At 33.9% G+C, this 22,964-nt stretch carries 24 protein-coding genes and 2 pseudogenes; 4 read left to right on the top strand and 22 right to left on the bottom strand.

Annotation, left to right across the window (positions count from 1 at the left end):
- Window positions 1–471: 471 nt before the first annotated feature.
- The 3 genes from HMPREF3023_RS03600 to HMPREF3023_RS03590 are packed head-to-tail and all read right to left on the bottom strand — an operon-like array spanning window position 472 to window position 2,278.
- The gene (locus HMPREF3023_RS03600) at window positions 472–1,236 is read right to left on the bottom strand and encodes a hypothetical protein (RefSeq protein WP_070700807.1); all 765 of its coding nucleotides are present in this window, start codon (window positions 1,234–1,236) and stop codon (window positions 472–474) included.
- The gene (locus HMPREF3023_RS03595) at window positions 1,236–1,922 is read right to left on the bottom strand and encodes an ABC transporter ATP-binding protein (protein WP_070700804.1); all 687 of its coding nucleotides are present in this window, start codon (window positions 1,920–1,922) and stop codon (window positions 1,236–1,238) included. Before HMPREF3023_RS03595 ends, HMPREF3023_RS03600 begins: the two co-directional genes overlap by 1 nt.
- The gene (locus tag HMPREF3023_RS03590; RefSeq protein ID WP_070700801.1) at window positions 1,919–2,278 is read right to left on the bottom strand and encodes a GntR family transcriptional regulator; all 360 of its coding nucleotides are present in this window, start codon (window positions 2,276–2,278) and stop codon (window positions 1,919–1,921) included. The genes HMPREF3023_RS03595 and HMPREF3023_RS03590 overlap by 4 nt, the downstream gene beginning before the upstream one ends.
- A 414-nt stretch (window positions 2,279–2,692) precedes the next feature.
- Here HMPREF3023_RS03590 and HMPREF3023_RS03585 point away from each other — a divergent pair, with 414 nt between their 5' ends.
- Window positions 2,693–3,823: an aspartate-alanine antiporter-like transporter gene (locus HMPREF3023_RS03585; protein ID WP_070700798.1), complete on the top strand. Its 1,131-nt coding sequence runs from the start codon at window positions 2,693–2,695 to the stop codon at window positions 3,821–3,823.
- A 71-nt stretch (window positions 3,824–3,894) separates the two neighbouring features.
- Here the strand turns inward: HMPREF3023_RS03585 and HMPREF3023_RS03580 are convergent, their stop codons facing one another.
- The 9 genes from HMPREF3023_RS03580 to HMPREF3023_RS03540 are packed head-to-tail and all read right to left on the bottom strand — an operon-like array spanning window position 3,895 to window position 12,313.
- Window positions 3,895–4,530 (bottom strand): V-type ATP synthase subunit D, encoded by a 636-nt coding sequence (locus HMPREF3023_RS03580; RefSeq protein ID WP_070700796.1) that lies wholly within the window; start codon window positions 4,528–4,530, stop codon window positions 3,895–3,897.
- Complete coding sequence (locus HMPREF3023_RS03575; protein WP_070700793.1) at window positions 4,520–5,911, bottom strand: V-type ATP synthase subunit B; 1,392 nt, start codon at window positions 5,909–5,911, stop codon at window positions 4,520–4,522. The genes HMPREF3023_RS03580 and HMPREF3023_RS03575 overlap by 11 nt, the downstream gene beginning before the upstream one ends.
- Window positions 5,908–7,680: a V-type ATP synthase subunit A gene (locus tag HMPREF3023_RS03570; RefSeq protein ID WP_070700790.1), complete on the bottom strand. Its 1,773-nt coding sequence runs from the start codon at window positions 7,678–7,680 to the stop codon at window positions 5,908–5,910. Before HMPREF3023_RS03570 ends, HMPREF3023_RS03575 begins: the two co-directional genes overlap by 4 nt.
- On the bottom strand, window positions 7,661–8,302 hold the full coding sequence (locus HMPREF3023_RS03565) for a nucleoporin Nup88 family protein (protein ID WP_070700787.1): 642 nt from the start codon (window positions 8,300–8,302) through the stop codon (window positions 7,661–7,663). The genes HMPREF3023_RS03570 and HMPREF3023_RS03565 overlap by 20 nt, the downstream gene beginning before the upstream one ends.
- Window positions 8,303–8,617 carry a V-type ATP synthase subunit F gene (locus HMPREF3023_RS03560; protein WP_070700784.1) on the bottom strand — a complete coding sequence of 105 codons (315 nt, stop codon included), beginning with the start codon at window positions 8,615–8,617 and terminating at the stop codon, window positions 8,303–8,305.
- Complete coding sequence (locus tag HMPREF3023_RS03555; protein ID WP_070700781.1) at window positions 8,617–9,036, bottom strand: ATP synthase subunit C; 420 nt, start codon at window positions 9,034–9,036, stop codon at window positions 8,617–8,619. The genes HMPREF3023_RS03560 and HMPREF3023_RS03555 overlap by 1 nt, the downstream gene beginning before the upstream one ends.
- A 14-nt stretch (window positions 9,037–9,050) precedes the next feature.
- Window positions 9,051–10,958, bottom strand: a complete 1,908-nt coding sequence (locus tag HMPREF3023_RS03550; protein WP_083315506.1) for a V-type ATP synthase subunit I — start codon at window positions 10,956–10,958, stop codon at window positions 9,051–9,053.
- Between the two features lie 22 nt (window positions 10,959–10,980).
- Entirely contained in the window at window positions 10,981–11,988 is a 1,008-nt protein-coding gene (locus HMPREF3023_RS03545) for a V-type ATPase subunit (protein ID WP_070700777.1), read from the bottom strand.
- On the bottom strand, window positions 11,981–12,313 hold the full coding sequence (locus tag HMPREF3023_RS03540) for a hypothetical protein (RefSeq protein ID WP_232012793.1): 333 nt from the start codon (window positions 12,311–12,313) through the stop codon (window positions 11,981–11,983). Before HMPREF3023_RS03540 ends, HMPREF3023_RS03545 begins: the two co-directional genes overlap by 8 nt.
- A 326-nt stretch (window positions 12,314–12,639) precedes the next feature.
- Here HMPREF3023_RS03540 and HMPREF3023_RS09195 point away from each other — a divergent pair, with 326 nt between their 5' ends.
- Together HMPREF3023_RS09195 and HMPREF3023_RS09790 are read left to right on the top strand one after the other, a co-directional pair.
- Window positions 12,640–12,963, top strand: a complete 324-nt coding sequence (locus HMPREF3023_RS09195; protein WP_083315504.1) for a transposase — start codon at window positions 12,640–12,642, stop codon at window positions 12,961–12,963.
- A gap of 35 nt (window positions 12,964–12,998) precedes the next feature.
- Window positions 12,999–13,289, top strand: a pseudogene (locus HMPREF3023_RS09790) (transposase).
- A gap of 174 nt (window positions 13,290–13,463) precedes the next feature.
- Here HMPREF3023_RS09790 and HMPREF3023_RS03530 read toward each other — a convergent pair.
- The 10 genes from HMPREF3023_RS03530 to HMPREF3023_RS03485 form a co-directional block, all read right to left on the bottom strand.
- Window positions 13,464–14,666, bottom strand: a complete 1,203-nt coding sequence (locus HMPREF3023_RS03530; protein WP_070700772.1) for an ABC transporter permease — start codon at window positions 14,664–14,666, stop codon at window positions 13,464–13,466.
- A complete protein-coding gene (locus tag HMPREF3023_RS03525; protein WP_019108511.1) occupies window positions 14,666–15,091 on the bottom strand; it encodes an FMN-binding protein in 426 nt (141 codons plus the stop codon). The genes HMPREF3023_RS03530 and HMPREF3023_RS03525 overlap by 1 nt, the downstream gene beginning before the upstream one ends.
- Complete coding sequence (locus tag HMPREF3023_RS03520; protein ID WP_005953892.1) at window positions 15,088–15,807, bottom strand: ABC transporter ATP-binding protein; 720 nt, start codon at window positions 15,805–15,807, stop codon at window positions 15,088–15,090. Before HMPREF3023_RS03520 ends, HMPREF3023_RS03525 begins: the two co-directional genes overlap by 4 nt.
- An 11-nt stretch (window positions 15,808–15,818) precedes the next feature.
- A complete protein-coding gene (locus tag HMPREF3023_RS03515) occupies window positions 15,819–16,967 on the bottom strand; it encodes an ABC transporter permease (protein WP_070700769.1) in 1,149 nt (382 codons plus the stop codon).
- Window positions 16,957–18,240 carry an ABC transporter permease gene (locus tag HMPREF3023_RS03510; RefSeq protein WP_070700767.1) on the bottom strand — a complete coding sequence of 428 codons (1,284 nt, stop codon included), beginning with the start codon at window positions 18,238–18,240 and terminating at the stop codon, window positions 16,957–16,959. Before HMPREF3023_RS03510 ends, HMPREF3023_RS03515 begins: the two co-directional genes overlap by 11 nt.
- 8 nt (window positions 18,241–18,248) lie before the next feature.
- Complete coding sequence (locus tag HMPREF3023_RS03505; protein WP_246829175.1) at window positions 18,249–19,472, bottom strand: Fe-S-containing protein; 1,224 nt, start codon at window positions 19,470–19,472, stop codon at window positions 18,249–18,251.
- Between the two features lie 96 nt (window positions 19,473–19,568).
- Entirely contained in the window at window positions 19,569–20,234 is a 666-nt protein-coding gene (locus tag HMPREF3023_RS03500) for an iron transporter (RefSeq protein ID WP_070700760.1), read from the bottom strand.
- A 9-nt stretch (window positions 20,235–20,243) separates the two neighbouring features.
- Entirely contained in the window at window positions 20,244–21,581 is a 1,338-nt protein-coding gene (locus HMPREF3023_RS03495; protein WP_070700758.1) for an FTR1 family iron permease, read from the bottom strand.
- A 2-nt stretch (window positions 21,582–21,583) separates the two neighbouring features.
- On the bottom strand, window positions 21,584–22,261 hold the full coding sequence (locus HMPREF3023_RS03490; protein ID WP_005953819.1) for an ABC transporter ATP-binding protein: 678 nt from the start codon (window positions 22,259–22,261) through the stop codon (window positions 21,584–21,586).
- A complete protein-coding gene (locus HMPREF3023_RS03485; protein ID WP_070700756.1) occupies window positions 22,261–22,656 on the bottom strand; it encodes a DUF4418 family protein in 396 nt (131 codons plus the stop codon). The genes HMPREF3023_RS03490 and HMPREF3023_RS03485 overlap by 1 nt, the downstream gene beginning before the upstream one ends.
- Before the next feature lie 195 nt (window positions 22,657–22,851).
- Here HMPREF3023_RS03485 and HMPREF3023_RS09820 point away from each other — a divergent pair.
- Window positions 22,852–22,964: pseudogene (locus tag HMPREF3023_RS09820) on the top strand (transposase); the annotation flags it as partial.

Below are 22,964 nucleotides of genomic sequence, written 5' to 3'. Positions count from 1 at the left end.
GGTGGTTTATTCATGCTAAAGCGTACAAAAAAAGCTTAATCAGTATCGATTAAGCTTTATATTTTTACAACTTTCTATTTAATTATAACTTTACAGCTTTTCATGATTCATAAAGAAACTATGACTTAATAATTAGTTGTAAAGTTACAAATTTTTATAACTTTATAACTAAAATCAACTTTAGGTTTAAACCGTGAGCTGATAAAGTGCATATAATGAGCAAAAAAATTGGTTATGCGTTAAAAATTTTCAACTGTTTGAATTCGCGAAGCGAATGAGTTTTGAAAATTTAGCATGGCCGATTTTTTTGGACTCAACGTACGTGGGGTGAAGGGGGTGGTTTGGAGGGGCAAGGGGCCTCACGATGCCCCTAGGCCCCTCCAAAAGATGAATTAAAGCCTTAGGCTTTAGAAAAATTATTTAAAAATCAAATCTTAAAGATTGATTCTAAAAGCTTAGCTTCTACTCCCCTTAATTTACTGAAATCCTACTCTTATGCATATAATAAACTGCACAGAACAAGGCTATTGTTTCTAAAAGCATTGGGATTAGTATTCCTATTCCCATCCCCCTCATAAACACATCTCCATTATTTAGGAAGAGTTCAATATTAGTAAATAAGTCTAATTTATCTAAGCCATATAGGACTGCTCCTTCTATTATTCCTAGTCCTATATAAACAAGGACTGGTCCACCAAATCCAAATCTTCTAAGTTTTTTTCCACCACCAAGTGTCACTGAAAAGATTATGCTAATGATGTTGTTAAATAAAAATAGCAAGCACCAAGCAATAAGCACTAGTATGTTTCTTATTCCAACTTCATTTATTAGCTCATTTATATCTGCCCAAGTTATATATATTACTCCACCATCAACAGATGGAACAAACATAAATAGGAAACAAATTAACCCTACATAAATTGAATAGATAATAAACATTATAAGATAATATAAAAATCTTGAAAAAGTTTTTGCTGAAGGACTTATTGGTGTTGATTCATAAAATAAGGCACTGTCGCCAAAGAACATATTGTAGTCGCCCACTATTACTGTTATTGCCGCTGCAAAGTAGCCAAACATTAGGGCCATCATACCTAGGGCAACGGAATTTACACCTACAGAATGATTAACATTTGAAAATAGCACTCCAAAGAGAATTAGGGCAACTGGTAAAACTGGTATAAACCAATTGTTTCTAAAGTGATTTCTTATTTGATGTCCAAGTAATTTTCCCATTAAAATACCTCCGTAAAGTAGTCTTCTATACTCATATTTTCTTCACTTCTTATTTCATCTACTGTCTTGTTGAGGGTAATCTTGCCTTCTGAAAGGAAGAGGACCCTATCAAGGAGTGGCTCAATTTGATTTATTAAATGAGTGGATAAAATAATTAGAGAGTCTTCTTCAAAATTATCTAAAATTGTTTGGATAATGGCCTTTCTCGCTGAAGGGTCAACTCCAGAAATAGGTTCGTCTAAGAGGAAAATCTCTGCCTTTCTTGAAAGACTTAGGGCAATTTGCATTTTTTCCCTCATACCCTTACTCATTTCCTTTACCTTGGCTCCTTGTGGAAGTTTGAATTCTTCATAAATCCTGTAAAACTTATCTTCGTCAAAGTCCTTGAAGAATTTTTTGTAAGTTCTCACAACTTCCTTTACTGAAAGTTTGTCGCTAAGAGAAAACTTATCTGGTTGGTAGGATAAAATTTCTGCTGTCTTGTAAGAAATTTCTTCTCCATCAATTATTACACTTCCCTTGTAAGTTTTTTCTAGGCCTGCAAGGATCCTAAGTAGGGTTGACTTACCTGCCCCGTTGGGGCCAACTAGGCCCACAATTTGTCCCTTATCAAGTTCTAGGTTTAGGTCGTCAAGGACCTTGTTCTTGTAGCCCATATTTAAATTTTTTATCTCTAGCTTGCTCATACTTCCCTCCAATATTTATCTAAAAGTTTCAGTGATTTTTCCTTTGTCATCTTGAGTTCTTCTGCAACTAATATTAAATCGTCGCAGGACCTATAAAAGGCACCCTTTGCAATTTCTTCTATTAGTTCTTCGTCATCTGTTATAAATCTGCCGCTAGTCCTATTTGACTTGGCAAGACCCTCTCTCTCAAGTTCCTGCAAGGCCCTTTGGACTGTGTTGGGGTTGACCCCATAGGCTTGGGCAAGGTTTCTAACAGTTTCCATCTTCTCTCCACTTTTCCACTCTCCGCTTGAAATCTTTAATTTAAAATCTTCAAGGAGCTGGATGTAGATGGGTCTGTTGTTATCAAATTCCATATTAACCTCCCTTTTGGATTCCTTTTGAATAATTTTTTATTTAAAAGTCCTCATCTCTTTTATATTAAGTAATTTTTTGATTTCATCTTCAAATCTTAATTCCTTATCTTTTTACATATTTTAATAAAATTCAAGATAAGTTTTTGTGTTGTTGTATCAACTCCTTAATACAATAGTTATTATATACAAGTTTTTTTATTTTTGCAAGACTTTTTATTAAAAATTTTTAAATTTATAAAATATATTGTTTTTCTTAAGCTAAACTTGTAAACCTAGAGATTTTAAAATTTTTGTGAAAATCTTTTCATTTTTCATAGGTTCATAGAGGCTTTTTAATTCTACCAACTTCCTTTACTTCGAATTTTTATAGTGCTATCATAAAAAACCTAGGGAAGAATTATAAGGAGGTATTATATGAATGAATTATTAATCATATTTTTGATAATGGTCTTGGGTTATGCCCTTGGTCATGTTAACTTTTTTGGAATAAAATTTGGTGCATCGGCAATTTTAATTGTGGCCCTCTTCTTTGGTCACTTTGGCTTTACTGTTCCAAAGTTCTTGGCTAAGATTGGCCTTGTGCTTTTCCTTGCACCTATTGGTCTAATGGCAGGTCCAAGTTTTATGGCAAACATCAAGAAGAATGGACTTTCCTTTTTGGCAATTTCTTTTATCACAGTTGCTATTGGAGGGATTTTAATTGTATTAGTATCTAAGTTCTTTGACATTGATCTAGCCCTATCAATGGGACTTGCAACTGGAGCTATGACTTCAACATCAATGCTTGGTACAGTAAAGAGTCTTACTACATCAAGCTTACCTGGTGTTGGCTATGGAATTGCTTATGCCTTCGGTGTTGTTGGCGTTGTACTTATTGTTCAGCTTATGCCAAAAATTTTAAAGGTCGATGTTGATGAAGAAATTAATAAATTAGTTTTACCAAAAGACAATTCAAATCTTACTAAAAAAGATATTGGAAGTTTGATTGATTTTGAAAAAAATGGACTCTTTCCAGTGGCCCTTGCTTCAACTCTTGGCATCCTACTTGGTTCAATTAAGATTCCTATAGGAAGCGTAAGCCTTTCACTTGGAGCAGGTGGTGGCGCTTTAATCGCTGGTCTTGTCCTTGGTCATTACGGAAGACTTGGCAGGATTAACTTAGTTGTTTCTAGCGAGAGACTTTCTCTTGTTCGTGACCTTGGCCTTGCCTTCTTCTTATTAGAGTCAGGCGTTAGTGCAGGAACAGGTTTTGTTGAAGTTGTAAGTCAATATGGAATAAAATTATTTTTTGCAGGAGTTATCTTAACACTTGTGCCTGCACTTATTTCACTTTTTATTTCTTACAAGGTCTTCAAACTACCACTTTTTGCAGCCCTTGGTGCCACAACTGGATCAATGACTTCTGCCCCATCTCTTGGAGCTTTACTCCAAGTTACTAATGGGGACGACAAGGTTTCATCTTTCTATGCAGCTACACAACCAACTGCAACAGTTATGATGGTTTTCTTGCCACAGATAATTAATATTTTCTTCCCAATGAGCTAATGTTAAAAAATTATAAAGACACAAAAATATCCCAAGCTGAATTTATTTTCAACTTGGGATTTTTTATTGTCTTATTTATCTTGTTCTACTTTTCTATTCTTTTTATTTTTTACCTTCTTAAGCCTAAAGAAGTCTTCTCTTTCCTTTTCCGCCAAAATTTCTTCAATCTCCCTAATAATGTGCTTGTACTTAGGTATTTGAATCTTGTCAAGGGCATTGGCCCTCTTGGCAGTCTTTTTGATTTCATTGGCAAGCCTAAAGACAGAAGTTTCTATCTCGGCAAGTTCATAGATGACAGGGAGAATTTCTGAAATATTTATCTTTGCCCTGTCAAAGGCTGCATTAGATTGGTGGAGGGAATAGTCTGCCCTAGCACTGGGCTTTTCATATTTTATTTTTGGAAGCTCTAGCCCCATAACTGAACGTGAAATAATTTCGTAGTCCTTTTCTAATGGAGCTGACTCTCCCATATCTTTTAGGGACAAGGCTCCCATAGATATAGTTGCCATTACAAGTTCAGAATAAGACTTGTCAAACTTTTCTTCTATTTCATCCTGTAAGGTCTTGGCATTTTTGTTTAAGTCCATCATTTCCTTTATAAGGACTGTCCTCTTCTTGTCAAGAAGGTCGTAACCCTTCTCAGCAAGGACAAGGGCATTTTTTGATGCAATTAAATTTGCCTTAGTAGGTGTTACCTTAATCGCCATTCTTATCACCTAGATATTTTTCTTTTAACTTAGGATCAATTCTATCAATCATTTGACTTGGAAGAATCTTTAGCAGTTCCCAACCTAAATCTAGGGTTTCTTCAATGTCTCTATTTTCATTTTGGTCTTGAGTTAAAAATCTCTTTTCAAACTCTTCACCAAATTTTAAAATTAATTTTTCGTCATCAGAAATGTCATCTTCACCAATAATTTGTGCAAGGGCCCTAGTTTCCTGTACCTTTGAGTAGGATGCAAAGAGTTGTGAAGATAGGTCTGGATGGTCCTCCCTTGTATAACCTTCCCCAATGCCGTCCTTCATAAGTCTTGATAGTGAAGGAAGGACATCAATTGGTGGATAGACTCCCTTGGAGAATAAGTCACGACTTACTACAATTTGGCCTTCAGTGATGTAACCTGTAAGGTCAGGGATTGGGTGGGTGATATCATCATTAGGCATTGTCAAAATTGGAATAAGAGTTACAGAACCATCGCTATCCTTAATCATACCTGCTCTTTCATAAAGAGCTGCCAAATCAGAATAAAGATGACCTGGATAGCCCTTTCTTGATGGGACTTCTTCTCTTGAAGATGAAACTTCTCTTAGGGCTTCTGCATAGGAAGTGATATCTGTCATAATTACAAGAACTTGCATGTTCTTTTCAAAGGCAAGGTACTCTGCTGCAGTTAAGGCACACTTAGGTGCAATAAGTCTTTCCATAATTGGGTCATCGGCATAGTTGATATACATAACGACCTTGTCGATTACTCCAGAATTTTTAAAACTTTCCCTAAAGAAGTCAGCTTCATCGTGCTTTACACCAATTGCAGCAAAGACAATGGCAAAGTTATTTTCTCCGCCCTCGTCTGCAATCTTGGCTTGTCTTACAATTTGGGCAGCAACTTCGTTGTGAGGAAGTCCTGATCCTGAAAAGATTGGAAGTTTTTGTCCTCTGATTAGGGTCATTAGTCCATCAATGGAAGAGATTCCTGTTTGGATAAAGTTTCTTGGGTATTCTCTTGCTGATGGGTTAATTGGTCTACCATTTATGTTGTAAACGTCCTTTGAATAAATGGCACCGCCCTTGTCAATTGGGACTGCTGTACCATTAAATACCCTTCCCAAGATATCTGATGAAAGTGGTATTTCAAAAGGGTGGGCAGAGAATTCTACCTTTGTGTTTTTTGTTGACACGCCAAGGTTGTTGCCAAATACTTGGACAATTGCCCTGTCTTCATCGATTTTTATAACTTGACCAATTTCAGATCTCTTGCCGTCTTTTGAGATAATTTTTACAACTTCACCATAGCTAACTCTGTGAAGATTTGAAAGTTCTAGTAGGGATCCTTCAATTCTATCAAGTGTTAAATATTCTTTTTTCATTCTACATCACCATAAGTTGAGGCAAGCTCTACATAAAAGTCGTTAATTTCATTGTTCAAGCTTACAAATTTCTTTAAGTTTTCGTTTTCTATATCGTACTTCATGTTGATTACTTTTCCATAAAGTTTGTTGTTCTTAATTACAGAAATAGGAATCTTTAGCTTTAAGGCTTCCTTTCCTCTCTCGTATAAGTTGTCTATTGTTTTTAACATTTCAAATTGCTTTTCAAGTGGCACAAAGGTGTCAATTGGGTTAAAGGCATTTTGTTGTAAGAAGCCAACCTTGACGACACGACAAATTTCAAGGACAAGTCTTTCTTCGTCGGGAAGGACGTCCTCGCCAACAAGCATAACTATTTCATTTAACTTGGCTTCTTTGTGAAGAAGGTCAAGATATTTTATTCTTAAATCTGGCAAGTCCCCATCAAGTCTCATGTCGTAATAGTTTTTAAGAAGTGGGATGTAACCTGAGTAAGAGTTCATCCAGTTAATAGCTGGATAGTGCCTTGAGTAGGCTAATTCCTTGTCAAGTGCCAAGAAGACATTGACAAACCTCTTTGTGTTTTCTGTAACTGGTTCAGAGAAGTCACCACCTGCTGGTGAAACTGCACCAATAAGAGTTACAGATCCTTCAGCTCCTGAAAGAGTATTTACATAGCCAGCCCTTTCATAGAAGCCTGCAATTCTTGATGGAAGATAGGCTGGGTAACCTTCTTCGGCTGGCATTTCTTCTAGACGACCAGAAATTTCACGAAGAGCTTCTGCCCAACGAGAAGTTGAGTCACCCATGAGGGCAACGTGATAGCCCATATCCCTAAAGTATTCAGCCATAGTTACACCAGTGTAAATTGATGCTTCACGAGCAGCTACTGGCATGTTAGAAGTGTTGGCAATAAGGATTGTCCTATCCATTAGGGCCTTTCCAGTGTTAGGGTCAATTAGTTGTGGGAAGTCTTCCAAAACTTCTGTCATTTCGTTACCACGTTCACCACAACCAATGTAAATGATAATGTCAGCGTCACAATACTTTGCAATTTGGTGCTGAGTCATTGTCTTTCCAGTACCAAATCCTCCTGGGACAGCAGTAGTTCCACCCTTAGCAATTGGAAAGAAGACATCGAAGACTCTTTGACCAGTTACAAGCAACTTGTCAATGGGAAGTCTTTCCTTAACTGGTCTTGGAATTCTTACTGGCCAGTTTTGGTACATCTTAACTTCATTTATCTTTCCAAATTCGTCCTTAACCTTTAGTAGAACTGTTTCAATATTGTATTTGCCATCATCAAGAATTTCTACAATTTCACCAGACACATCTGGAGGAATCATGACCTTGTGGGTGATGATGTCAGTTTCAGGAACTTCAGCAAAAATTTGTCCTCCGTGGACTTTGTCGTGAAGTTTTACCTTGAAACTTACATCCCATAATTTTTCTTCATCAAGAGAAATAAGTCCAATACCTTCTGGCATAAAAGACCCGTGTTCCTTTTTTATAGATTCAAGTGGTCTCTCTATACCATCAAAGATACCCCTTATCATCCCAGGTCCAAGCTTAACAGAAAGTGGTGCTCCTGTTGAGATAATATCTTCGTCACGTCTTAGGCCTTCAGTTTCTTCATAAACTTGAACAGTGCCTAGGTCTCCGTCAATAGAAATAACTTCTCCAATTAATTTTTTCTCACCAACTAGGACCATTTCTCTAATCTTGTAGTCAGCCATGTTTTTGCCAATTACAACAGGTCCGTCAACTGATTTAATCTTCGCTCTTTCCAATGACTTCACCCCTTTTCTTTAGTCTTTCATGTAGCATTGATCCAATTTCATATTTCATGTCGTCAAGTTTATTCTTTAGAGAAAGGTTGATGTTGTAAGTTTGATTGATATCAGACACAATGAAACCACCAAGGTGGTATTCATATAGCTGGTCAATCTTAAGTTCAACTCCTTTTTCCTCTGCAATTTCCTTAAACTTGTCCACTAATTCTTTTTTCTCATCATCCTTTACATAAAGGTAGATGGCCTCTTCATCTATTTCTTCTAAAATATCTCTAAAGCTTTCAACTTCTTTTTCTACATATTCATCTGTCTTTGTAAATTCTAAGAGTTTTTCTGAAAGAGTTTCAAGAAGTTCATTTAAGAGTTTTTCATCTTCTTCAAGAAAGAGGACCCTCTTTTGTTCTTCAACAGAGGCAATAAGTTCATATCCCCTTCTCTTGGCAAGATTGACCCTCCTATCAACAAAGGCCTTTTCGTCTTCTTCGAGAGACTTTAGCTTTTCTTCAAGAATCTTTGCTGCCTTTTCTCTTTCTTCCTTTATTCTTCTTTCACACTCTTCTTTTTGCTTTAGAAAAACAATTTTGTTGAATATGGCAATTTTGTTTTCAAGTAAAATCATTTAATCACCTACAGCTTTCACACCAACAGATTCTCTGACGTATTTTAAAATAAAGTCATCTTCCATCTTGCCGTCGAGGTCTGGGATAGTTACCACTAGGGGAAGATCGCCAGATAATTTAAAGTCTAGGACCTCCTCTTTTATTTCCTTAAAAGAAGAATAAGTTAGGATAATTATTCCAATGTCTTCTTCCTTGGTGTAAGACTTAAAATTTTTTAAAAGTTCAGATCTGTTATTACATTTAACAGACCTTACGCCAGCTAGGCGAAGGCCGTTAATAATATCGTCATTTGATGTTAAAAGAATTGATCTCATTATAGTCTTCCAAGAATCATAATTGAAATGATAAGACCATAGATAGCGATACCTTCTGCAAGTCCTAGATAAATCATTGATTTACCAAGAATGTTAGGATCTTCTGACACAGCTCCAATTGCTGCAGAACCTACATTAGAAACGGCAACACCAGCACCTAGTGAAGCAAGACCTGTTGAAAGACCTGCTGCTAAGAAGCCTAGTCCGTTGCCACCTGTTGGAGCAACTGCAGCTGATGCCATTTGTGGAACTAGAGAAATAAGACCAAATACAAAAACTGGTGCGAAAACAAATAGGTTTAATCTCATAAAAGCACGGGCAAATTTTCTGTTTTTGTCTGTTCCCTTATAAATAAAATAAAAACCTGAAACTACCATTGAAAATACTGTTAAAACTCCTAAAATAATTATTTTTTCCATTATTAAACTCCTTATCAATAAATTTTGTCGGCTTTAAATAAAACGCCGTCACCACTATAATACTTACTAAACATTTCATAATACTCAAGTCTAAGAGATTGAATAAATACAATAAGACCTTCTAGACCAAGGATTAGGATATTGCCGAAAATTAAGACTGCAATATTTCCTCCTCTTGAACCAAGCATTTCCCCAAGAGTTTTAAAGGCCAAGAACAAACCAACGTGGTTTATTGCAAAGGCACCAACCCTTATAAAAGAAATAATTGAAGACATAGTAGATAGAAGGGCTTCCAAGAGTCCAAAGGAGGACTCAATATAATAGTCTGAAGCAGATTCTTCTGGCTCTTTCTTAAATAAAGCTTTAAGAATAGGCCTCTTTAATAGCATGATCACAAGAGATCCAAGTAAAATTCCTATAGAAATATTCTTAGGAAGAGGAGCAGATCCTCCCATTACAGAGATACCTATATTGATCATGGCTATAAAAATTAGAACTCCCAAGAATCCTTCCTTTGCAAAGAAGGCTTCGTCAGGTCTACCACTCTTTAATCTATTGTAAATACCAATACCATAGGCTATGGCAAGTAAAATAATGCCGAAGTAAATGGCTGTTACAAGTGTGCCATTGATGTCCTCAAAGGGCCTAAACCAAATAGCAGGAATGATCTCTTCCAAGCCAAAGACTGACCCATACATTAAACCAAAGAACATTGAAGAGGCTCCCATTCTAAGTAGAAGTCCACCAAAGTCCTTGTTCTTCTTAGCTAAGATTAGTCCAGCAACTGCAAATACTGCCCCTTGACCTAAGTCGCCAAACATTGCACCAAAAAGAATCATGTAGGTAATTCCAAAAATCACTGTTGGGTCAAACTCCCCATATGCTGGAGTGCCATACATGTTAATTAATAGCTCAAAGGGCTTGAAAAAATTTGCATTTTTAAGCTTTGTAGGTGTCTTCTTACTTCCTTCCTTAGGATCAAAATATTCAATATCAATATCCTCGTACTTAGATAGCTTTTCTTCTAATTTTTTTGTATCGCTAACTCCAATCCAACCTGAAAGATAAAAATACTTATTTGACCTAAGCATATATTTCTTTGCTTTTTCAATTTCTTCATAAGAGAGCATGTGGGCAAGGCTTGTCCTTAGCTCTTCATTCATAGATTCTAAAAGATTCTTCTTATATTCCTCAATTTCAAAAATCTTTCTCTTTACATTTTCTTCCTCTTCTTCAAGATTCTTGAAAATTAAGCTGGCAGTACCTTCAACATTTTCTCCAAGAAGGTCAACTTCTGTGAAGTTTAAACTATTTAGGACCCTGTTAATATCCTTTTCAGTTTCCTTTGGATAGATAACAAGGAAAAGTTCCCTATTGTCAACTGTTCCTGTGTGATAAATCATAGCAAGGATATTTCCATAGTTTTTCTTTAACCTAGCCCTGGCATCCTTATCTAGGAAACCAAACCTAGTGTTGAAGTATTTTAAGTCAGCAATATCCTTAAGGTCTATATCAACGTTCTTGAAAAGTTCATAGTTTTCCTTTAGGGTATCTAAAATCTTTAGGCTTTCCTTTGTATTTTCATACTCGTCCATTTTTTTACTTATATTTTTGACAAAGGAATCCACATCTTCATTTACATCAATTTTTTCAAAATACTTGTCCTCAATTTTGTCAATGCCAAGAAACTCCATAATTTCTGTTGCTTTTTTTGCACTGACCTTGTGGGACTCATCTTCTTCAATAGGTTCAATATAATTAAGCTCAAGATTTCTCTCTAGGTTTTTTTCTAGATTTTTTTCATCATCTAGACTGAAGACAAACTTGTTTTCTTCAATATTTGTCTCAGCAGACATAAATTGCATACATTTCAAATTTAAAATATCCAAAATGATGGAATCCATATCTTGAATCTTGCCCATTATATTGGCGACCTTCATTCTTTCAACGGCCAACTTCTTCACTTTCCTTTCTATCGACGATCATATATTTTAATTTTTCTTCTTTACTTAGGCCAAACCTAGTAGCTTCCAAAATTCTTTCAATGTTTTCAATTTCAGAATCCAAAAGAATTAAGAAGCTCATAAATTTTCCAATCCCATCTGTCCTTCTAAAATTCTTGTTTGCAATAGAATACATTAGCTTTTTAGAAGTCCTTCCAGTTCTTATAACCCTACCATCGGCAAAAAGAATAGAATACTTAGACTTTTTAATCTCTTCTTCAAATTCTTCTTCATCAATATAAGATAGGTGGAGGAGCTTTTCAGAATTGTAGTTGCCTCCAAAGATGGTAAAGTTGAAAATTTCTTCTGGTGAAATATCATAATACTTCTTGGCCCTGTATATCCAGATAATATTTAATAAGTCAATCTTGACGCCAAAGATCTTTTTGAACTCGTCCCTATCAGCCTTTGATAGGGACTTTATTGACTCAGTTAAATTCCTGTAATAGTACTTGTCAAGGTTCATCTCAATGGAAAAAAGGGAATCCTCATCTCTCGATGACTTGTAGTTTTTCATGTAGTCGTAATAGGGCGTGTCCTTTAAATTATCTATAAAAGATTCAAAGCTCTCTTCCTTAAAGGGAATATTTCTTCCATTTATTACTAATTTTTCAACCCTAGGCTCCTTATCCATCCTAAGGGCCCTTAAGATTTTTACAATTTTTTCTACCTTTTCTCTTTCCATATAGGCCTTGATAAAGTCTGAGTACTTACCGGGCAAAAATCCTTGAAGTTTTTTTACTTGCCTTCTTCTGTAATCTTGCAAAAACTCTTCAATTTCATAAATATCTGAAAAGGAATCTATATTTGGAAATTTCTTTTCCTTTAAGTAGGAGAGACAAAATCTGACATTGTCGCCCTCTGCCATATTTACAAAGTCTTCGTAGACTAAAAAGTCCGAATACATTTTTAAAATCTTAGCATTTAAAGCCTTTAGAACTTCAAACATTGGAGTCCCTTCCAATCAATTTATCAAAGGCAACTCTTATTAGGTCGTCAGAATTTTTTTCATAAAAAGCTTCGATTTCTTCTAGATTTTTTTGATTTTCTTTCCTAAGATCATCGGCCTTATTTTCAAAGTCTCTTAAAATCTCATCGCTTTTCTCCTTGCCAAGGAGTTTGGACTTTTCTATTGATTCATTTTCAAGATCTGTTAACTTTTCTCGCAGGTCTTTTTTTATTTCTTCTATTTCTTTATCAGTATTTTCGACAAGTTCTCTGGTTTTTTTATCTATTGCCAAAATACTATCTATACTTTCTTTCAAAAATATCACCACTCTTTTTATTTCCTTGTGCAATTCTCATTATATTACTTTCAGTTTCTAATTCAAGGGCTTTATAGGAGTTTGAAATATTTCACATTTCTATCACATTCCATATATTGAAAATTTATTCTCCTTTGTGAAAATATCTTTTATTAGTTTTTAATAATAAATAATTTTCTTCTTATTTATCCTCTTTGGGATTCTCATAATATCCCATTTCTTGACCTGTAAAATTGAATTTTTAAAATTCAAAAATTTTGTTTACAAAACTCTAATTCTTATACTAAGGACTACTCGTTAATAATAAGTGAAAAGCTAATAGATTTTTTAAGTTTATTCTCATAAGTATTAGATTTAAAAAAGTACCTAACAAGGAGAGACAAGGTGTTAAGTTTTTTGTAAGTGATATGTCCAATACCTTTAAGTCTGTTAAGAATAGGTTCTTTAAAACTTCTATTCATATAGTTGATAGGTATCATTTCATTAGACAAGTTTCATGGGATTTAGAGAATGTTAGAAAGAGAATTCAAAAGGATATTTCTTCTAAGCTAAGAAAGTATTTTAAGAAAAGTAGGAGCCTATTTATAAAACCTGCTTCTAAGCTAACAACTGACCAAGCTAAAGATGTTTCTTTAATGCTTGGTTTTGTGAAGATTTAAAATTAGCATATAGGTTAAAAGAATTATTTTACTGTGTGCCCTGTGGGTACCAATATGTTCTTACTCAACCCAATAGAGTTAGAGCCACTAAATCTTTAAGAGAATGGATAAAAAGAGCTGAGGAATCTAATTTAAAAGAATTTAAATCTTGTACCACTGCTTTTAATAAATGGTTTGATGAAATATGTAACTCTTTTGATTATCCTTAGTCTAATGGTCCCCTTGAAGGTACTCATACTAAGATAAAGACTTTAAAGAGAAATTGTTTTGGTATGAAAAATTTCAATTTGTTTAGAAAAAGAATTATGTTTGCTTGTAAGTTGTGATAGGAAAACAGAAAAATTCCGTAAAACCCCTAGTGGTTTTATTTGCTATGTTTATTTTTAATAGTTTTTACTTATTTTAGTTTTGATATTCTATTAGCGCCTAAGTATTTATTTTTAAATGAAAAGAGAGACTCGAATTAACGAGTCTCCCCAATATTTGACATAGAGCCTATTTTAATCATTATCTCTTTGCATCAATAATAATTCTACTTTATTTATTTTATTAATAGCAATAATTGAAGATATTGGTCCTAGCAAGGTTCCTAAAATTATTACTATTATTAACATTAAAATCATAAGGAATATATTCGGTCTTAAAAAAGGCATATTCAAAAATGATGAAAATACATTATTGAAAGTTATACTTAAAACAAAGGAAAGCACAGAACCTATTACTGCACCTGTACCATTAATTAGCATAGATTCAATAAGAACTACTTCACTGAGTTTTTTCTTTGTTGCTCCTAATATCCTTATGGTTGCAAATTCTCTTTTCCTTTCCTTAACTGATAAGGTATTTACAAGACTTAAAATAAAGAAAGCTAGTATCCAAATCAAAGCTATCAATATATACACATACACAAGCATGTTTTTTGCTGAATCTGAAACTTGTGTCATTATTTTTCTTGGCAATAAAGGATACACTTTTTCTTTTTTAAATTCTTCTTTAATAAGTTTTTGAATTGTTTTTGGATCTTTGTTTTTTTCAACCTTTACTAAAATAGAAGATATATCATCTTTTCTTGCCACCGGATGATTAATTATCTTTTCATATTCCTTGGCTAATCTATGAGTTTCATCTATTGTCATAAAAACTGAATTATCAAAACCCATGCCAGTTTTTGCAAGCCTACCTCTTATATCAAATTCTTGATTAAAAAATTTAACCTTATGATTAATATCCCCCACAATGTTAGCACCTACAACAACTTGCCCAGCTTTAATTGGAGTTTTAATCTGTTTTTCAAGCCAAGGTTTAACGCTAAAGTCATCAGAAAAGTCAATTCCTATAACTTGAATGGGAAAAGAACAGCATCCAGCAGAAAGTGTAGCTAGATAAACTTGACCACAGGCTTTTTCAACTCCTGGTATTTTTTTTACTCTATTTAATATATCCTTGTCAAAAAAGAATGTATTAGGTTCTCCCCTTAATATTGCACCTGTAATTTTGGAATCATAACCTTCTGGGACTACTATAATGTCTGCTCCCATCCTATCTGATAGAGATTTCATGCCGTTTTTAAGAGAAAAAATTATAAATGATGACATGAATAATATAAAAGTTAAAATTCCTACAAGTAAAATCAAGGTAATTGACCTTGCCTTTTTATTTTCTATATTCTTTTTTGCTAAATTAACTGTGTATAAATCTTTCATTATTTTGCATCAGCAAGAGCATTGTTGCAAGCTTCAATAAATTGCTTGTAGGTTTCTGTTGCCCCCGAAATAACGTCCACTCCTTCAGGGCTTCCTTTTTCCACTAATCTATCTGGGTATGACTTTGCAAGATTTATAGCTTGTTGGGCAATCTTATATAGTCCTTCATTTTGGCTTTGACCATAAGATTCATCCTTTTCTTTTCCATCTCCATCAATGTTTTGCATTGTGCAAGATTCAATCTTATTGTCTTTAACACTTATATCCACTTTTACAAGTCCGCCTCTTTCATCTTTGGCAGATTCTCCATGATATGTGCCGTCCTTATAGCTTACGCTTGGAGCTTCTTCTTTTTTATCTCCTCCACAAGCAACTAGGACAAGCCCCAAAGATAAAATTATTAATGCATTTAAAATTTTTCTCATATAAACTCCTTAAGTTTTTCGTCTTTTATTGTAGAATCAAGAACAGGTCTTTTTCTTTTCATTTTTTCTTCTTTTGTAATCTTACCATGTTCAAGAGTTATCATTCTTTCAGATTCTTCACCGACTTCAGGGTCGTGAGTTACAACAATAATTGTTGAACCTGCATTGTGAAGTTTTTCAAATATGTCAAGAACTATATATTCATTCTTTTCATCCAAATTTCCCGTAGGTTCATCAGCCAAAAGTATAGCAGGATGATTGATAAGAGCTCTAGCTATACATACTCTTTGTTGTTCCCCACCTGATAATTGGTTGGGTAAGTGCTTGGCTCTATCAGCAAGACCTACTGCAGCCAAAGCTTCCATTGCTTCTTGTGCATCTGGCATAGAATGATAATATTGTGACATCATTACATTTTCCAAAGCACTTAAATAATTAACTAAATGAAATTGTTGGAAAATAAGTCCTATCTTATCCCTTCTAATAACTGTTAGTTCCTTAGGTGATTTTTTTGCTATATCTTCACCATCCAAAATAACTTCGCCAAGTGAAGGTTTATCCATGGCACCAATAATATTCATCATTGTTGTTTTACCAGAACCTGATGGACCCATTATAGAAATCCATTCGCCCTTTTCTACACTTAAATTGATTTTGTCAAGGGCTTTAAGTTCACCATAAATTTTTGAAACATCTACGAGTTTTAATATATCCATAAAATTCCTTTCTATTCTCCACGAAGCACTAAAGCTGGATCAATATCAACAGTTTTAGATACTGGTATTAAAGATGCAACTATAGTTATTACTATACAGACAATAATTGTCATAGGTACTAAAAGAGGCAAGAAACTTACCTTTCTAGCAAATACCGAAATACTTACTCTATTTGCAAATATATATCCTAATGCAACGCCTAAAAGTCCACCAAAAACCCCCAAAAATGCTCCTTCACCTAAAAAGTCAACAATTACTGACGAATTTGTGGCGCCCAAAGCTTTCTTAAGACCTATTTCTTTACGCCTTTCAGTTACAACAGCCATCATTGTTGTGGATACACATATCATCATTATGAATAATACTATTATCGTTACAATGAAGACAAGAGCTTGTAATTTATTCAAAACTATATCTTGTGAGGCGGTAACTCTTTTTACCATTTGTGGAGTTAGAGAGCCATCCTTTTGTGAAATATTTGATACTATTTTTGAAAGTTCATTTTGTTCAGCTTCTACTGAATATTCTACGACATCATAATTTTTGTCTTTAACAAGCTGTGAAATATCATCAATACCCATAAAAATAAGTTCTTCTTCTTTACCGCCTGTTGTTACAACTCCTGAAACAACAAAATTAGTATCTATAGAACCTTCTCCATTAACTTTGGGAGTATTTATAATAATTTTATCTCCTTCTTTTAATTCCAAAGCCTTTGAAACTTCATTACCTATTAAAACTTCTCTTGGTTTTTCAGGCCATGACCCATCAATAAGCCAGTATGGAGAATTTTCTTTCGCTCCCTTTAAATCTGTACCTGCAAGCATATAAGGTTGTTCATTAATTTTTGCATTTGTATAAATATAGGGTGCCTGACCGACAAGCTTTCCCGATGGAATTAACGATTTAATTTCATCTAACTGTTCATTGGTAATTTTTTTATCAGGGTTAGTGGGAATTACCAACATATTTGCACCATAAGACCTAAACTCCTTACCCATTTGTCTAGGAATATCATAGTAAATAGTAACAAGTCCTGAAATAATTGTTGCTCCCATAGCTATAGCAAGTAGTGCTGTTAACATTCTTGCACGTCTCCTTGCCAAGGAAGTCATTATCATTTTTAAGTAAAATTTATTTTTACTTTGTTTATCTGCCATGTAGTACCTCCGTTGGATTTAAATTCAAAAGGTATCTTATAGCTGGTATTGAACCCAATATTGTAACAAGAATAATAAGTATTGCTACAATAGGAACTACCATAGCTGTTGGAGCTATTGCTGAGCCAAAAACTGTTAGACCAATAATCTGAGTAAGTAGCAGACCAACACCGTAACCTATAACTGTTCCAAATATCGCTGTCAAAATTATTTCCACAAGAATTATACCAATTATTCTTCCATTTGACGCCCCTATAGCTTTTTGAAGTCCAATTTCATTAGATCTTTCCATTACAGATGCTGTAATAAGATTAGAAATACCAAAGCCTGAACCAATCAAAGTTAATACTGTAATTAAAACCATAAGAAGAGTAGTCTTATTTAAAATATCTCCTTCACTTTCTGCAACTTGGCGAATTGGCTTAGCTACAGAATCAGTCATTACTTCTGTTATTTGATAACAAATAGCAGAAACATAAGCTGTACAATACCATACTTCCCATTCCTTAATAGTTAAAGATAGTGGGTTTTTGGCAGCCTTTCTTGCTAAGTCATTGTCTGGTGTAGTAAGAGCTGATACTTCAACTTTATTTACAACTCCAGTAACTCCAGCAAATTCTTGTGCTGTTTTTAAAGTAGCATATATAAATGCATCTTCATCAGAACCTGATGAGAAAATACCCTTAACTTTTAATTTTTTGTCTAAATTATTGCTTTTTAGTTGGATTTCATCACCAACTTTAAATCCATTTCTGTCTGCAAAAATCTTTCCAAGCATAACTGAATCGCTATCATTTTCTGATAACCACTCGCCTTGAACTTCCCACCAGTTTTTAAGTCTAATCATACCAGTATCAACTGATTCTCCAGTAGGCAAATCCATATGATTATTAAACCATGTTCCTACCATCTTAGTATGTTTAGAATCATTATTATAAGAAACCCAAGTGTTAAGATATGGCGTATAGTCTACAATATTGTAAGCCCAAAAAATAGTTTTAATGTTAGGAAGTTCTGATTCCTTTAAATATTTTTGAACCTGCCCCTCTTTTTCTTGCATGCCATACAAATCATCAAGAAGGGAAGCTTCCTTAGGCAATACATTAATATTGGCTCCATAAGTCTTTAATTCTTGATTAACTTTATCTCCAACACCGAGCATGGTATTTAACATTGAAGTGGCAAGAGAAGCTCCGAGGGCAACTGTAAATGCAATAAGAGCCATCTTTCCCTTTTGTCTAAAAAGCGCTCCTTTAACTATTCTCCAAAACATAAGCCCTCCTACTTAAATACATAAGACAATGCGTCAAGATCCTTTGGCGCAATCTTTATCTTTTTATCATGGACAATGTATGGGAAAGGTATCGGGTTACATCCACCCTTAAAACCTATTGTACCCCTATTCATTACAACGTCGCACAACTTACAAATAACATCATCGCCTCTTTCAAAATATCCAGATGGACCACATATCTCGCAGGCATCAAGTACAACTCCATAGGAACCTTCTGATTTTTTAATGCAGAAAAATCTCATTTGTGCACCATCCTTTGCCTTATACAAATATCTGTGCAAATGCATATCCTCTAAGCTGCTTAAAGGAATAACAATCATTCCATTTTCAGTTTGATAATCTTCTGGTGGTGAAAGAGCCTGTTCCTTATTAGCATATGCCTTTCCAACCGTTAATGAAAAAGTATTAATAAATAGAACGGCAAGGAAAAAAATTGCCCAACGTCTTTTATTCTTCATTCTATACTTTATTTTTCTTAACTGAGCTCTATTGCTATATTCTTCATTAACTTTAATATTTTGCTTATATAAAATTACTGGAATAGCTATCATAATTAACATTGTTGCAAATAAAAACACATTTTCGTGATTAGCTATAAATGCAATAACTCTAAAAAAGTTAACATTTCTAGGAATGATTCCTTTAGAATAAAACCTTTGAATTATGATATTAAATTGGCTGATGCCTGAACATATCAAGCTCAAAAAAACAATAATCTTTAAGTTTTTACCTTCAAGTTTAACGGAGGACTTATATATGGCAAGTCCTGATAAAATCATCATGATTATCCCAAAAACAAAGCCTAAAATCCTAAAAAGTACAATAGTTGAAACAGCACTTTCGCCATAATATACAAATTTGTTTGATTGGTTAAATACATATGGTAAATAATAAAAACACATTCCTACAAGATAAACAACAACCGATGCTGAAATGAAATTATCATAAATTTTAGCATTTATCTTATCTTCAAATATCATAAAAATTAATATTAAAAATACCGAGATAACTATGGGCACCATAGACCAGAAATTCAATTCTGTCCTATTAATAAAATTAGGTATATTTCTTATAATTATTGAAACAATTGCTGCAATTACTCCTAAAACTAAAGAAATTATAATAACATACTTTTTATATTTGCTCTCTTTAGTTGTATAATAGGCAAGTATTAAAGAAATCATTAGAGAAAAGGCTATTCCCGCCTCCATAACTTTAATAAAAATTTTTAAAATAATTTCACCCCCGATAAATGTATATAAGGGGAACATGAATTCCCCTTATAAATATTATAAATTTTTAAAACTTTACCATTGTGGTCCGTTCCATTCGAAGTCAGTCCATTCTGCAACAAGTGGTTCTGTCCAGAATCTACCTGTTACACCAGTTTCTTTATCTACGTGTAGTAAGTAGTCATTACCTGGTGCAGTAACTTCAAATTTTACATTATAAACGCCAACACCTTCGTCAAATTTAACATTTGCACCATAGTGTGGACCATCAGATGCGTTCATTGGCATGAAGGCTACTTCTTGAACATGGTCTGAACCTTCCTTTTGTAAATAAGCTTTTACTTGTAACCATGGAACGAAATCACCAACACCATAACCTAATGTCGCACCTTCTTGTGATGCTGTAATGTCAGCTTCAATATGGCAATCAGCTTCTTCTTTAGGAATTGAGTTTCCTGCTGGTTCCATATCTACTGGTTGGAAATATACACCTGAGATTACTAGAGGTCCTTCAGTATGATCATCGCCAATTGGAAATTCTTCAAATCCTGCATCTTCTCCTGGAGCTGCAGCTTTTGCATCTCCTGTTTCTTTTTTGTTTTCTTCAGCTGGTGTTTTTTCTTCTGTAGAAGTTTTAGCTGTATTATTAGCTTTTGTATCTTCTTTTTTACCACAAGCTGTAAACATTAATGCACACACAAGCGTCATAACAACAAGAAATAAACTTTTCTTTTTTAACATAATACCCTCCTATTTTTTTTCTTGGCTGGCTTCAAGCTCAGCTCTAATTTTTTTGTTTCTATTATTTTGATAGATAACAGAAACAATGGTTACTACTAATAGAATAATTTGTGGAATAAGATTTTCATACCTATCGTATATACCTATAACTTCAGCAGACCATCCATTCATCCAAGGAACTACAGTTCTGCCAATTACATCTGCTTCTTGTAATTCTCCTATGCCCTTTCCTAAGAAAGACAAGCAAAGTATAAACATTAGCCAAGAAGTAAATGTAAAGAATGGTTTTAATGGTAGCCTTACAGAAACTTTAGCAATTAAATAATATACAATTGCAAGTATTATCGCGGCAACTAAAAGTCCAATCCACATATGCATCGGATTATCAGAAATGCCTGTTCTCATACCTTGGAAAAACAAAATAAGTTCTGCACCCTCTCTTGCTACTGCTAAGAATGAAGTGAAAGATAAGGCAAAATAATTACCCTTGGAAACAGATTGTTCAACTTTGTTTTTAATGTATCTATTCCAAACTTCAACTTCAGATTTAGAAAGCATCCAATTGGATACATAAAATAGTACGATAACAGCAAGAAACATCGCAATTCCTTCGAATATTTCTTGTCCCATTCCAGACTCAACTTCTCCCACTGTATTGGCGATGATATTAAATACTCCAGCTAGGACTGCTGAAAAAACAATGCCTAGCAAGGCTCCAATATATACACCTTTTAAATAAATTCTATTATTAGTCTTTGATAAATATGCAGCAATGGCAGCTACAACTAAAATGGCTTCAAGTCCTTCACGAAGTGTAAGTCCAAGAACTGCAAAAAATGTACCATATCTTTTTAGCAGCTCTCCCAACAATTGACCTGTTGAAAGGCTATTTGCATCTTCTTGACTTTGACCACTGGACTTAGAATCTCCAGAGGTTCCATCAAGAGTATGGGCATCTTCATGAAGATAAGTTATAAGTGCATCAATTTCATCTTTAACTTCTTTTGGATCTGCATCTTCTTTGATAGAATTTTTTGCTCTGTAAAATTGATGTTCAACCATTGAACCCCTTTGGCCTGAAATTGCAGACATAGTTGTTTTTTCAAATCCAATTTTTTCATAGAATTTAAAGTAAGCAACATTAACTGCATCTGTGGCTGCTTTTTTAGCATCCTTATCTCCAGGCTTGTAAACTTCCACAGCTTTTTGTAAATGTTCTGACATAGCATCAGCGACTTCAACCCAGTTAGCATAATTTGTTTCTGCTGCAAAAGCAGGCATGAAAGTGAGGCTAATCATGATTACTATCATTGCGAAAATGCTAGCCCTTTTCTTTAATAAATTCATCTCTATCCCTCTTTTTTTATTAAACTTCCATCTTCCATTTGGCAAAGCGTATTGCCATATTTTAAAATATCAAGCTCATGAGTAACTATAATAAGTGCAGTACCTTTAGAATTTATTTTTTTTAATAAATCCATTATCTCCATAGTAGTATTTTTATCCAAATCACTTGTAGGCTCATCTAAAATCAAAAGTTCCGGCGAATTAATCATAGATCTGGCTATCAGCACCCTTTTTAGCTCTCCTCCAGATAAATTTTTAGGAAAATCATCTTTCAAATGCAAAATTCCCATCTCATCAAGAAGCATAGCTGCTTTTTCATAAGCAGAGTCATCTCTTTTAAATAGATAATAAGGAAGAGACACATTCTCTAAAACATTTAAATTTGGAAGTGTTCCTAGACTTTGTGGCACAAAACCTATGACTTCATTCCTATATTTGCTAATTTCTCTATCAGAAAAATCACTCATATCTTTGCCCTTAGCAAAAATTTTACCTTCAGTCGGTTTTAATAAACCAGACAAAAGATTTAAAAAAGTTGACTTCCCAGAACCACTTCTGCCAATTATATTGACAAAATCTCCCTCCTCCAAGGTAAAGTTTACATTTTTAACTGCAAAAAGTGTATTAGAACCTCTCTTAAAACTCTTGCTTAAATTTTCAGTTTTAATTATTGATTCCATTATGAATTTCTTTCTTTCATACAATAATAAATATTAGCTAAAACCAATATGCCTGACAACAATGTGCAAAATGGAATGGTTTTTGCTCTGCAAGCCATATCAGCTTTCATGCATCCACCAATAAGTACATGAGCGTTTAGTATCTCTAAAATACCAATTGCTATATTTGAAATAGATAATCCTAAAGATATTTTTGAATCTTTAACTACAATAAGAATGATTGCTAATACTAAAATGACTGCGCCAATACCCATAGTCATATTTCCCATCCAATGGCATTTCATGAACATCCCATTTTCCATAGGAGGACAAACTGGTGTTATAAATTTTGGTGCAAGCACTAACAAGAGACCTATAATAGCAGAAATATATCCTAAAATCTTTTTTCTACTCATTTTAATTATCCTTTCTACTTATCTTTATTGATGACATTGTAATATAAAAACGTGTTTATATTTTTTTGAAAATTACATTAATTAAATGTAAATTGGTAATTAATATCATTTAATCATTATTTTTAATTATAGTGTGTAATTTTATTAAATTTTTACAAGATTTTCTTAGAATATATTTAACAAAATTTAAAAGAATTTAGATCTTGTGTCACTGCTTTTAATAAGTGGTTTGATGAAATATGCAATTCTTTTGACTATCCTTGGTCTAATGGTCCACTTGAAGGTACTCATACTAAGATAAAGACTTT

The sequence above is a fragment of the Peptoniphilus sp. HMSC075B08 genome (assembly GCF_001815405.1).
Classification (GTDB): Bacteria; Bacillota; Clostridia; order Tissierellales; family Peptoniphilaceae; genus Peptoniphilus_A; species Peptoniphilus_A harei.
This window is presented reverse-complemented; position numbering and strand designations above follow the sequence as displayed.

Bases quoted from the DNA above. Each gene is read 5' to 3' on its own strand.
- HMPREF3023_RS03515 (WP_070700769.1), bottom strand. From the start codon at position 16,967: ATGGCAGATAAACAAAGTAAAAATAAATTTTACTTAAAAATGATAATG.
- HMPREF3023_RS03490 (WP_005953819.1), bottom strand. From the start codon at position 22,261: ATGGAATCAATAATTAAAACTGAAAATTTAAGCAAGAGTTTTAAGAGA.
- HMPREF3023_RS03555 (WP_070700781.1), bottom strand. From the start codon at position 9,036: ATGGAAAAAATAATTATTTTAGGAGTTTTAACAGTATTTTCAATGGTA.
- HMPREF3023_RS03525 (WP_019108511.1), bottom strand. From the start codon at position 15,091: ATGAGAAAAATTTTAAATGCATTAATAATTTTATCTTTGGGGCTTGTC.
- HMPREF3023_RS03500 (WP_070700760.1), bottom strand. From the start codon at position 20,234: ATGTTAAAAAAGAAAAGTTTATTTCTTGTTGTTATGACGCTTGTGTGT.
- HMPREF3023_RS03485 (WP_070700756.1), bottom strand. From the start codon at position 22,656: ATGAGTAGAAAAAAGATTTTAGGATATATTTCTGCTATTATAGGTCTC.
- HMPREF3023_RS03585 (WP_070700798.1), top strand. From the start codon at position 2,693: ATGAATGAATTATTAATCATATTTTTGATAATGGTCTTGGGTTATGCC.
- HMPREF3023_RS03520 (WP_005953892.1), bottom strand. From the start codon at position 15,807: ATGGATATATTAAAACTCGTAGATGTTTCAAAAATTTATGGTGAACTT.
- HMPREF3023_RS03545 (WP_070700777.1), bottom strand. From the start codon at position 11,988: ATGTTTGAAGTTCTAAAGGCTTTAAATGCTAAGATTTTAAAAATGTAT.
- HMPREF3023_RS03505 (WP_246829175.1), bottom strand. From the start codon at position 19,472: ATGGAGGCGGGAATAGCCTTTTCTCTAATGATTTCTTTAATACTTGCC.
- HMPREF3023_RS03600 (WP_070700807.1), bottom strand. From the start codon at position 1,236: ATGGGAAAATTACTTGGACATCAAATAAGAAATCACTTTAGAAACAAT.
- HMPREF3023_RS03595 (WP_070700804.1), bottom strand. From the start codon at position 1,922: ATGAGCAAGCTAGAGATAAAAAATTTAAATATGGGCTACAAGAACAAG.
- HMPREF3023_RS03495 (WP_070700758.1), bottom strand. From the start codon at position 21,581: ATGAATTTATTAAAGAAAAGGGCTAGCATTTTCGCAATGATAGTAATC.
- HMPREF3023_RS03590 (WP_070700801.1), bottom strand. From the start codon at position 2,278: ATGGAATTTGATAACAACAGACCCATCTACATCCAGCTCCTTGAAGAT.
- HMPREF3023_RS03560 (WP_070700784.1), bottom strand. From the start codon at position 8,617: ATGAGATCAATTCTTTTAACATCAAATGACGATATTATTAACGGCCTT.
- HMPREF3023_RS03530 (WP_070700772.1), bottom strand. From the start codon at position 14,666: ATGAAAGATTTATACACAGTTAATTTAGCAAAAAAGAATATAGAAAAT.
- HMPREF3023_RS03565 (WP_070700787.1), bottom strand. From the start codon at position 8,302: ATGATTTTACTTGAAAACAAAATTGCCATATTCAACAAAATTGTTTTT.
- HMPREF3023_RS03575 (WP_070700793.1), bottom strand. From the start codon at position 5,911: ATGAAAAAAGAATATTTAACACTTGATAGAATTGAAGGATCCCTACTA.
- HMPREF3023_RS03510 (WP_070700767.1), bottom strand. From the start codon at position 18,240: ATGTTTTGGAGAATAGTTAAAGGAGCGCTTTTTAGACAAAAGGGAAAG.
- HMPREF3023_RS03550 (WP_083315506.1), bottom strand. From the start codon at position 10,958: ATGGGCAAGATTCAAGATATGGATTCCATCATTTTGGATATTTTAAAT.
- HMPREF3023_RS03580 (WP_070700796.1), bottom strand. From the start codon at position 4,530: ATGGCGATTAAGGTAACACCTACTAAGGCAAATTTAATTGCATCAAAA.